This window comes from Sediminibacterium salmoneum NBRC 103935 (assembly GCF_000511175.1).
Lineage (GTDB): Bacteria > Bacteroidota > Bacteroidia > Chitinophagales > Chitinophagaceae > Sediminibacterium > Sediminibacterium salmoneum.
In genome coordinates, this window is record NZ_KI866530.1 from 739,566 (window position 1) to 750,542 (window position 10,977).

10 protein-coding genes are annotated in these 10,977 nt (G+C 40.1%); 8 read left to right on the forward strand and 2 right to left on the reverse strand.

Going from position 1 to position 10,977, the window contains the following annotated elements; all coding sequences use genetic code 11:
- The first annotated feature begins 113 nt into the window (after positions 1 to 113).
- The gene (locus P767_RS0103635; protein WP_026763442.1) at positions 114 to 923 is read left to right on the forward strand and encodes a M48 family metallopeptidase; all 810 of its coding nucleotides are present in this window, start codon (positions 114 to 116) and stop codon (positions 921 to 923) included.
- 47 nt (positions 924 to 970) lie between these two features.
- The gene (locus P767_RS17450; protein WP_051417069.1) at positions 971 to 1,633 is read left to right on the forward strand and encodes a YdeI/OmpD-associated family protein; all 663 of its coding nucleotides are present in this window, start codon (positions 971 to 973) and stop codon (positions 1,631 to 1,633) included.
- Positions 1,634 to 1,744: 111 nt separating this feature from the next.
- Here P767_RS17450 and P767_RS0103645 read toward each other — a convergent pair whose 3' ends face one another.
- Entirely contained in the window at positions 1,745 to 3,685 is a 1,941-nt protein-coding gene (locus P767_RS0103645; RefSeq protein ID WP_026763443.1) for an ABC-F family ATP-binding cassette domain-containing protein, read from the reverse strand.
- Between the two features lie 82 nt (positions 3,686 to 3,767).
- On the opposite strand from P767_RS0103645, the gene P767_RS17455 reads away from it, so the two are divergent.
- The gene (locus P767_RS17455) at positions 3,768 to 4,343 is read left to right on the forward strand and encodes a DUF3347 domain-containing protein (protein ID WP_026763444.1); all 576 of its coding nucleotides are present in this window, start codon (positions 3,768 to 3,770) and stop codon (positions 4,341 to 4,343) included.
- A gap of 67 nt (positions 4,344 to 4,410) precedes the next feature.
- Positions 4,411 to 6,678: a TonB-dependent receptor gene (locus tag P767_RS0103655; protein WP_026763445.1), complete on the forward strand. Its 2,268-nt coding sequence runs from the start codon at positions 4,411 to 4,413 to the stop codon at positions 6,676 to 6,678.
- On the opposite strand, the gene P767_RS0103660 is transcribed toward P767_RS0103655, so the two are convergent.
- Positions 6,675 to 7,916 (reverse strand): hypothetical protein, encoded by a 1,242-nt coding sequence (locus tag P767_RS0103660; RefSeq protein WP_026763446.1) that lies wholly within the window; start codon positions 7,914 to 7,916, stop codon positions 6,675 to 6,677. The genes P767_RS0103655 and P767_RS0103660 overlap by 4 nt on opposite strands.
- Before the next feature lie 107 nt (positions 7,917 to 8,023).
- Here P767_RS0103660 and P767_RS18770 point away from each other — a divergent pair, with 107 nt between their 5' ends.
- The 4 genes from P767_RS18770 to rpmI all read left to right on the forward strand — a co-directional run bounded on the left by P767_RS18770 (position 8,024) and on the right by rpmI (position 10,898).
- Positions 8,024 to 8,386 carry a TGS domain-containing protein gene (locus tag P767_RS18770; RefSeq protein WP_245586823.1) on the forward strand — a complete coding sequence of 121 codons (363 nt, stop codon included), beginning with the start codon at positions 8,024 to 8,026 and terminating at the stop codon, positions 8,384 to 8,386.
- Positions 8,377 to 9,960 (forward strand): threonine--tRNA ligase, encoded by a 1,584-nt coding sequence (thrS, locus tag P767_RS15675; RefSeq protein ID WP_245586824.1) that lies wholly within the window; start codon positions 8,377 to 8,379, stop codon positions 9,958 to 9,960. The genes P767_RS18770 and thrS overlap by 10 nt, the downstream gene beginning before the upstream one ends.
- 49 nt (positions 9,961 to 10,009) lie before the next feature.
- The gene (infC, locus tag P767_RS0103670) at positions 10,010 to 10,576 is read left to right on the forward strand and encodes a translation initiation factor IF-3 (protein WP_026763447.1); all 567 of its coding nucleotides are present in this window, start codon (positions 10,010 to 10,012) and stop codon (positions 10,574 to 10,576) included.
- A 121-nt stretch (positions 10,577 to 10,697) separates the two neighbouring features.
- The gene (gene rpmI / locus P767_RS0103675; protein ID WP_026751942.1) at positions 10,698 to 10,898 is read left to right on the forward strand and encodes a 50S ribosomal protein L35; all 201 of its coding nucleotides are present in this window, start codon (positions 10,698 to 10,700) and stop codon (positions 10,896 to 10,898) included.
- Positions 10,899 to 10,977: the final 79 nt, after the last annotated feature.

Consider the following 10,977-nt stretch of genomic DNA (forward strand, 5'->3'; position numbering starts at 1 on the left):
CCATCAGAAAAATATTGGAAGAATATTAAAAGGTACAGAGAGCAAAATCCCCTTATTTAAATCGAGGGATAAGAATCGAAGCGGGAAGTAATTGTGAACACAAGGAGGAATTCATGAAAAAATATCTTTGGAGCATTGTAACAATAACTTTGTTATTGACAGGCATTACAGGTTGTCAGCGAAATGCGATAACCGGAAGAAAGCAATTGAGTCTGGTGCCGGAATCTGAAGCCCAGTCATTGGCGGCAACCCAATACAAATCCTTTATTCAGACCAATAAACTGGTAACCGGAACCGCCGATGCCATGATGGTTAAAAGAGTGGGGGAAAATATTGTAAACGCAATCAAGAACTATTATCAGCAAAAGGGACTAAGCCAGGAATTGGCTGGATACAGCTGGGAAATTAATCTGGTGAACGATAAGCAAATGAACGCCTGGTGCATGCCCGGAGGCAGAATTGTGGTGTACACCGGTATTTTGCCTGTCACCAAGAATGAAGCCGGACTGGCCGTGGTAATGGGGCATGAAATTGCTCATGCTTTGGCCAGACACGGTAGTGAAAGAATGAGCCAGGGACTGCTACAGCAGGGTTTGGGGGCAGGATTATCCATTGCATTGTCGAATAAGCCACAGCTAACACAAGAGATTTTCAATACTTCTTATGGTATTGCATCCGGAACCATAATGCCTGCATTCAGCAGAAGCAATGAATTAGAAGCAGATCGTTTTGGTTTAATGTTCTCGGCTTTAGCCGGCTACGATCCCAGAGAAGCCATAGCTTTCTGGAATAGAATGTCGGCTGCTACCGGTGGTGGAAGTACCCCTTCATTACTAAGTACACACCCCAGTGACGCTGAAAGGATTGCTGCACTTGAGAAAATCATGGCCAGCACGGTTCAGAATTACTACAAAAAGTCGTAACATTTTTTTAACTTTGCAATCTTTATTGTAACAAAATTCTTCAAAGCATGTCGAATCAAACGCTACTCGAAAAACTTCAGCTTAAGGACGAGAAGAATCTCTTAATTCAGGGTTTGCCTTCTTCCATCGAAAAGCAGTTTGCCAAACTTACTTATGCCAAGAATGTTACTCCTTTATTGAAAAGCAAGAAAGTTGATTTTGCACTGGTATTCGCCCTGAGTGAACTGCAGTTAAAAAATGTATTGAAAGAAGTGATACCTGCCTTACATAACGATAGCAAATTATGGGTGGCATATCCTAAGAAAACCAGTAAAATCGCTTCTGATTTAAACAGAGACTGTAGCTGGGATTGCTTAACCAAACAAAACTATGAGTGTGTTCGTCAGGTGGCAATGGACCATGTATGGAGTGCCATGCGATTTAAAAAGACCGACCAGATTCCGAATAAAGACAGAAATTTCTCAGAAGCCAAGTTAGCGGTTAATGGGGTAGATTTTGAAAAACGCCTGGTAAAAGCGCCTGTAGAACTGGATCGTCTGTTTACTACTCACGAAGAAGCAAAAGAGTTCTTCACGTCTCTTTCCTTTACCAATCAAAAGGAATATGTTACCTGGATCGAAGGGGCAAAGAAAGAAGAAACCCGCAAAAGAAGACTGGAAACAGCTTTGGAAAAATTACTGGCTGGCAAGCGGAACCCTACAGAAAAATAATTGAGTCTAATGCACATAACATTGAGACGATTAGATTTATAAGAGAATTTTAATGAGGAAGCCCTTCTTTTGGAAGGGCTTTCTCATTTTTATATGTTGCATTCTTATTTGTTAAACCTTGTTCTCCAGTTCCATAATCATCTCGAACAACGCCTCATAGTTCTGATTCAGTTCTGCAATTCTGTTTTTGACAGACTTATAAGTCCCTTCCAGATCAGCAAATTTGGCAGCATTGGTATAAGTGTCCGGATTGGCAAGATCTAGTTCAATTTGTTTTTGTTCTTCCTGTGCCTTGTTTAAATCGGTTTCTACCTGAGCCAGTTTTCGCTGATTTCTTTGTAATTCTTTTTGCAATTCCTTATTGATGGGTTGGGCAGGTTTGCTTACAGGTACTTCAACAACAGGTTTGGGTGCTTCTTTTACTGGTGCAGTTTGACCTTTTTTCTGTTTCTCCATTCTTTCGTTCCAGTCTACCCATTCCTGGTAAGTACCCTTGAATTCCTTTATCTGATGATCAACAATTTCCCAGATTTTATTTGCCGTCATCGAAATAAAATAACGGTCGTGGCTTACCAGAATATAAGAGCCTTCGTATTTGTTTAATGCTTCTGCCAACAATTCAACAGAATGCATATCCAGGTGGTTGGTAGGTTCATCCAGAATTAAAAAGTTTCCCCTGCTAACAATTGTTTTTGCCAAGGCAACCCGGGCTTTTTCACCCCCGCTCAATACCCTGATTTTTTTATCTACATCGTCTCCGCTAAATAAAAAAGATCCCAAAAGACTTCTTAGTTCAACATCGTTTTTTTTACTGCCACAATGCTGCAGCTCTTCCAAAATAGTATTGGACAAGGTTAATGCTTCCAGCTGGTGCTGTGCATAAAAGCTTTCTTCTACATTATGCCCCCAGATTCTTTCTCCGCTGAATGTTTCTGTGCCTGCAATCATGCGCAGTAAGGTTGATTTACCTTTACCGTTGGCACCAATCAGGGCAATTTTATCGCCTCTTTCAATTTCGGCAGCACCATGTTCAACAATGGTCAGGTCTCCGAATTTTTTGGTAACATCTTTCAGTGTAACCAGTATTTTTCCTGGTACTTTTTCCAGCTGAAAATTAATGCGCATATTGGGTCTTTCCAATTGTACGTCTTCAATTTTATCCAGCTTATCCAAACGTTTCTGCACACTTTGCGCCTGTGCAGCCTTACTGGCTTTGGCCTTGAAACGTTCTATGAATCTTTCCTGCTGACGTATGTAATCCTGCTGATTCTCAAAAGCCTTCTGCTGCATTTCTATTCTAATGGCTTTTTCGGTTTCATAAAACTCATAATTGCCCGAGTAAATATGAAGTTGTTGCTGATACAATTCAACAATCTTATTGACCATTCTATTTAAAAAGAACTTATCGTGGCTCACAATTACAACACTTCCCTTATAATGCACCAGGTATTTTTCCAGCCATTCAATGGAAGGGAGATCCAGGTGGTTGGTAGGTTCATCCAGTAACAACACATCTGGCTGCTGAAGAATCATTTTGGCCAGTAATACACGCATTCTCCATCCCCCGCTGAATTGCTGATAAGGTTTTCCTAAATCCTCGTTGGAGAATCCAAGTCCGTGCAATACTTCCTCTGCTTTGTGATGAATATTGTAACCATCCAACACATCCATTTCATGCAAACAGTCTGTATATTTTAAAAGCAAGGATTCGTCCTCATGATTTTTTTCCAGTTCTATTCCCAATTGTTCAATTTCCTTTTCCAGCTGTCTCACTCTTTCAAATGCACCCAATGCTACTTCTGTAATTGATTCGCTGGTATCAAAACTTAATAAATCCTGATGTAAATATCCAATGGTGGTTTCTTTACTCTTTTCAACAGTGCCTTTTGAGGGAGTGTATTCTCCCACTAACACTTTCAATAGGGTAGACTTACCGGTTCCATTGTAACCCACCAATCCAATTCTGTCTCCTGGCTGAATATGCCAGGTAGCGTCCGCTACAATGGTTCTGGCCCCAAACTCAAACGTTACATTCTGAAATCCAATTAGCATTTACCCTTATTTTGCGTGCAAAGGTAATTGGAATGTGCTCCAAAATGAAATTGCTGTAGATTTGTTTTCTAAAGTCTTGTTTATGAAGTATCTGGTTTCTATATGGATTGCAATTATGCTTATTGCATGTGGAGAAAATAAGGAAAGCCACAGTAATCAACCGGCTTCTGAGCCTGTAACAGAAATTTCCAATCATTCGGATACTTTTAACCGGGCATTTAAAGCATCGCTGACAGCTTATTATGACTTAAAAGACGCATTCATAGAAGAAAACATAAAAAAAGTGGATACTGCAGCAGCCTTATTGTCCAAAACGATTGCTGCCATTCCATTTGGTGAAATTGGAATTGATAGTGTAAAATCTGCGGCAGGAATATTAACTGAATCCCTTCAGGCAGAATTGATTGGTTTGAAAGGAGAGACTTTGCTCGAAGAAAAAAGAAAAGCCTTTCAGTTATTGACCGAACAAATGACAACGCTGATTAAAAAAGTGCAATACAATAAGGAAATTATCTACTATCAGTTTTGTCCAATGGCGATGGATGATAATGGTGCTGCCTGGTTAAGTGCAAGCAGTGAAATAAAAAACCCTTATCTGCCCACCACCATGCTGGAATGTGGTGAAGTAAAAGATACTTTAAATAAAACCGGACAGTAATTTTAATAAGGCTAGAAGAAGCCTGCACTTGGCCTGAACTATTGTTCCGCCTGTTTGTTTAATAGCCATGAGAAAATTCCTGCTGGGTTTTTTGTTGGTGTTAGGGTTAGGTGCTCGTGCACAGGAAAAATTTACCCTGAATGGTTATATAAAAGACAGTTTATCCGGTGAAACCTTAATTGGGGCTACGCTTAGTTTTCGTGAATTAGGAAAATCGGTCACCACTAACAGTTACGGTTTTTATTCTATTACACTTCCCAAAGGTGATTATCAACTGGTTATTAATTTTATTGGTTATCAAACCAGGGAAACAAGGGTTCGGCTTACTGAAAACAGGGAAATGAATCTGGTTTTGCAGTCCGGTACAAGTGTGGTATTACAGGATGTTACGGTAACAGCACGAAAAAGGGATAACAATGTAAAAACAGCCCAAATGGGCAAACTGGACTTATCTGTTGCCACTGCCAAAGCTTTGCCTGCTTTTATGGGTGAGGTAGATATTCTGAAAACCCTGCAGCTAATGCCTGGTGTGCGAAATGCGGGCGAAGGGAATGCCGGTTTTTATGTGAGAGGAGGAGGCCCTGATCAAAATTTAATTTTGCTGGACGATGCAGTTGTTTATAATACAGGACATTTATTTGGTTTCTTTTCTGTGTTTAATTCAGATGCCATTAAGAATGTAAGCCTGATTAAAGGGGGGATGCCAGCCCAATATGGTGGAAGGCTATCTTCTGTTGTGGACATTGCCATGAAGGAGGGGAACCAAAACAATACGCAGATAGATGCAGGCATCGGATTAATAGCTTCCCGCTTCTCCGTTCAGGGACCCATTAAAAAGAAAAAATCATCCTATATATTCTCTGCCAGAAGAACTTATGTAGATGCTATTACCAAGCCTCTGATTTCCCGTACCAGTGATTTTTACGGGTCAGGTTATTATTTCTATGATATCAATGCCAAAATGAATTTTCAGCTATCAGAGAAAGACCATTTGTATATCAGCGGGTATTTTGGAAGAGATAAATTTACTTTTAACAATGCCGCCCGCTCATTTAAAACTTTAATTGACTGGGGAAATGCAACCGCAACTGTCCGCTGGAATCATGTATTCAATAAGAAATTGTTTTCCAATACTACATTGGTGTACAATGATTATCATTTTAATTTAAATGGAAGTCAGAACGACTTCAATATCAGGCTCTCTTCAGGAATTAAGGATCTGACTGCCAAAACAGATTTCGACTGGTACATTAGTCCGTCACATAAATTAAAATTCGGAGCTCTCTTTACCAGACATCGTTTTCTTCCTAATTTATTGGCAGGCAATCAGGATAGCGTAGTATTTGCACCCAACAACACACCGCCCAAAATGGCCAATGAGGCAGCGCTATATATGCAGGATGACTGGGATCTCAGCAATAAGCTAAAACTCAATCTAGGATTGCGTTACAGTGCATTTGGGCAATACGGAGGGTTAGAGCCCAGGGCTACTTTCCGTTATACACTGGATGAAACCAGTTCTATTAAATGGGGGGTAACCCGAAACCTTCAATATATTCACCTTGTAACGAATGCAGGTACCACTTTGCCAACCGACTTGTGGGTACCCAGTACACAAAGGGTAAAGCCACAGTTAAGCTGGCAATATGCAGCAGGATACTTTAAAAATTTCAACAATGGAATGTTTGAGACTTCCTTTGAATTGTATTACAAAACCATGCAAAACCAGATTGAATACAGAGAAGGATATACACCTTCTTTAAAGGATCCGGAAGAAGAATTCGTTTTTGGAAAGGGGTGGAGCTATGGGGCAGAAATGTTTATTAATAAAGTCAAGGGCAGACTAACGGGTTGGATTGGATATACACTAGGTTGGACCTGGCGTAAATTTCCGGATCTGAATCAGGGATTGAAATATCCCAGTAGATTCGACCGAAGACATGACTTGTCTGTTGTAGCCAATTATCAGTTAAGTGAAAAATGGAAACTGTCTGGAGTGTTTGTATATGGTACCGGTAATGCAGTTTCAGTGCCGGAGCGTTTCTATTTTATTGGCGGGGTGCTGTCTCAGCAATATGGAACCATCAATGGGTACAGAATGAATGCCTATCATCGTATGGATATTGCCGCTACTTATACCCCTAAACCTAAAAAACAAAGAAAGTATTCCAGCAACTGGGTATTTAGTATTTACAATATTTACAGCAGAGCCAATCCGTATTTCCTGTATTTTGATCAGGAGGGTTCAGCTGCTGATGGAACTTTAAAAGTGTCGGGCAAGCAAGTGTCTTTATTTCCGATTTTGCCATCTGTTACCTGGAATGTTAAACTTTAATTTCTGGGTACAAATTCAATAATCACTTTTGCGTTTCTGCTTTCGTTAGAGCTTAGAAAAACTTCGTATCTTTTTTTGCCTGCTGTAATTACCATCAATGCAGTATTGGGTGGAATCTCGCCCAGGTTTTCTGCTACAACTACCAGTTCGTGTAGTTTGTCTTCTGGACTACACTTGATTTTGAGAGAGATGGGATTAAAAGCAAGTCTGCCGTGTTTGATTACTAGTTTATTGTTATGGAAAACGCTTATGGTATCGTTATCGATAGTGCCGTTATCAAAAAGGTCTATCTGTATATTTTCCTCTTCTACCTGGATGGTTTTTACCAGTTTATTTTCTCTTTCTACCAGTACTTTTGGCAAAGGGGTTTGTTTCTTCTCTCTGGCTTCAGTTTCTGTATGCTCCCGCTTAACAATAGTAGAGTTATTTTCCTCGGTTCTTCTTTGAGGCATAGTTTGCATAACAGGTGGTTCTGCAGGAGTTACTGGTAATGCATTAACCGGAGGCGTGTTTTTCTTTAAAGGAGAATTATTGGTCTTACCAATAGTATTAGATTTTCCGGAATTAATTGATTTACCTGTATTGGTATTGCCGGAAATGTCTGAAAGTTTATTGGTTACTACAGGTTGATTGTTTCCGGATGAACTGCTTTTGCCGGGAAGGGCTTCTTTGGGTTTGTTTAATTTAGCAGCATCCTTTTCTTTTATCACTAACTCCTTATTACCCTGCTTAGATTTTGTTGTTGCATTCTTCTTTAAAAAATCTTCTTTTTCAAAGTCAGAATCGGGAACTTTTTCAAGGTATACTTTACCATTTCCGCAATCGCCCTTGTCTTTTATATTGGTAGAAATAAAAGTTCCCTGCAGTACTTCCAGTTTTCCCATTTTGGTGTAATCAAGGTAACAGGTCATTAAACAGGGCTCGCTTTTATCACCTATTTTTAAATCTACCAATCCTGTCTCTTTGAGTATTATGGTTTTCGACTTTACATTGTAGATCCCCTGAAATGTTGCTTTTCCGTAAAATACAGTGGTTTTATAAGAGTAGGTTACACCCTTTATTCCGTTATTGGGTTGTTGGTCAATTTGTATTTCGTACTTGTACATTTCTTCCTGAATTCCTTCACGGTAAAGGCCATTGCTCGAGCTGAAATATCCTCGCCAGATTCCAGTAATGGATTGGCCTTGTGTATTCAGCAAAAAGAATAAACAGGAGATAAAAGTAAAAACCAGACGCATTTTGCAAAAATACAGTCCTCACCTGATAAAAAACCGTTAAGGTTTTGCGCTATACGGCTGGCTAAATGCTACCTTTGCAATCAGTTTTTTAAAGATTAGTGTAAATTATGATTAGTATTCGTTTTCCGGATGGAGCAAGCAGACAGTACCCGGCAGGTACTACCGCCATGGAAGTGGCTAAATCAATCAGTGAGGGATTGGCCAGAAAAGTATTGGTGGCCAGGGTGAATAACAAGGTAGTGGATGCCGCAACCACGATAACGGAAGACGCAATCATACAATTTTTAACCTGGGATGATGCTGATGGAAAGAACACTTTCTGGCATTCATCTGCTCACTTAATGGCGGAAGCGGTAGAATCTTTATTTCCAGGAGTAAAGTTCTGGGTAGGACCTGCTTTGGATAAAGGGTTCTATTATGATATGGATCTGGGTGATAAAAAATCTCCGATGATGACCTTTTGGCCATAGAGAAGAAAATGAATGAGCTGGCCAAGAAAAATAGTCAGTATATCCGTGAGCAAAAAGCCAAAGCTGATGCAATTGCTTATTTTAGTGAAAAAGGGGATGAATATAAATTAGACCTGTTGTCTAATCTGGCAGACGGAGAAATTAGTTTTTATACTCAGGGAGCATTCACCGATTTATGCCGCGGCCCCCATATCCCGCATACGGGGTTAATTAAATCTATCAAATTAACCAGCATAGCTGGTGCATACTGGAAGGGAGATGAGAAGAATAAAATGCTTACCCGAATTTACGGGGTAACTTTCCCTAGCCAGAAAGAGATGGATGAATACCTGCTTATGCTGGAGGAAGCCAAGAAGAGAGATCACCGCAAATTGGGCAGAGAACTGAGCATTTTTACTATGGACGATGATGTTGGCCCGGGTCTTCCTTTATGGATGCCTAACGGCACCATTATTATAGAAGAATTAGAGAAATTAGCAAAAGAAACTGAAGAGGCAGCCGGATACAAGCGTGTGGTTACTCCACATATTGCTAAAGAGAGTATGTATTTAACCAGTGGGCACCTTCCGTATTATGCCGACAGTATGTTTCCGCCGATGGAACTGGATGGTACCAGGTACTATCTGAAAGCCATGAACTGTCCGCATCACCACAAAATTTTTGGTGCTGAGCCCAAAAGCTATAAGGATTTGCCATACAGAATTGCTGAATACGGTACTTGTTACCGTTATGAGCAGAGCGGCGAATTGTTCGGGCTAATGCGTGTTAGATGCTTACACATGAATGATGCGCATATTTACTGCAACAGAGAACAATTTGCACAGGAGTTCAAAGCAGTGAATGAAATGTATTTAAAATATTTCAAAATTTTTGGTGTAGATAAATACGTGATGCGATTAAGTTTACACGATCCTGCCAAGCTGGGTCAGAAATATGTAAACGAACCTGAATTATGGAAGGAAACCGAAGATATGGTGCGTAAAGTACTGATAGAAACCGGTACTCCTTTTGTGGAAGTACAGGATGAAGCTGCTTTTTACGGGCCAAAAATTGATGTACAGATCTGGAGTGCCATAGGAAGAGAATTTACGTTGGCTACTAACCAGGTAGACTTTAATTCAGGCAGAAAATTCCAGCTGGAATACACCAACCAGCACAATGAATCAGAAATTCCTTTGATTATTCACCGTGCTCCGTTGGGAACCCATGAGCGTTTCATTGGATTCCTGTTGGAGCATTATGCAGGTAAATTCCCGGTATGGTTGGCCCCACTGCAGGTAAAAGTATTGCCGATTAGCGACAAATTCATGGATTATGCGCTCTCAGTAAAACAGGAGCTGCGTAAAGCGGGTGTAAGAGTTGAAGTAGATGACAGAAGTGAAAAAATAGGTAAAAAAATCCGTGATACTGAATTGATGAAAGTGCCCTATATGCTCGTGATTGGTGAAAAAGAAATGAATGAACAGCAGTTGTCTGTAAGAAGACAGGGGAAGGGAGATATGGGAACTGTTTCGCTTCAGTCATTCATAGAAAACATCAAGGAAGAAATACATCAGCGTAAATCGGGCGAATAGTTCATAATATCGTATATCTTTACCAAAATTTTAAACCAAACAAGTTTTAATGGCATTACCACCCAAAGGAAGATTCAATCCTAGGTTCAACAGGCAACCAGAGCCTGAACATCGCATTAACGAAAGAATTCGTGCACAACAAATCAGATTGGTAGGAGACAACGTTACTGTTGGAATTTACTCTGTTCAGGAAGCATTAAAAATTGCTCAGGAGCAAGAACTGGATCTGGTAGAAATTTCCCCTACTGCAGATCCCCCAGTTTGTAAAATTATTGACTACAAGAAATTCTTATACGAGAAGAAGAAGAAGGAGAAGGAAATGAAAGCCAACTCCAAGCAGAGTGAAATCAAGGAAATCCGTTTTACGCCCAGTACAGACGACCACGATTTTAACTTTAAAGCCAAACACGCAGAAGGTTTTCTGAAAGACGGCAATAAGGTAAAAGCCTATGTTCAGTTTAAGGGTAGAGCCATTATGTTCCAGGACCGTGGTCAGTTGTTGCTATTGAAATTTGCAGAAAGACTGGCAGAAGTTGGGTCATTGGAAAGCATGCCCAAACTGGAAGGAAAACGAATGTTTGCCATTTTTACCCCAAAAACAGGTAAAAAGAAGTAATATTTTGGTGTTTTCCTGCAAAAAGGATACTTTTGCAATCCAAAATTTTCCCGTAAGGCCAAAACAAGTTTCCACCCGGTGGTGGAACGCCAGCAGGGAGTAATCTTTTATAGATTATTATATGCCAAAAGTTAAAACAAACTCCAGCGCAAAGAAGCGTTTTAAAGTGACCGGTACCGGAGAAATCAGTTTCCAGAAAGCGTTCAAGCGTCACATCCTAACCAAAAAGTCTAAGAAGCGTAAGCGCGCTCTAAGACAAAAAGGTATTGTTGGATCTACCAACAAGGATTTCGTTCTACGTTTATTACGCTTGAAAGGCTAATCAGCCCCGCTTAACAAAACCGATTATTAACCGTTAGCTCCGCTAACTTCAAAACATTTAGTATGCCACGTTCAAAAAA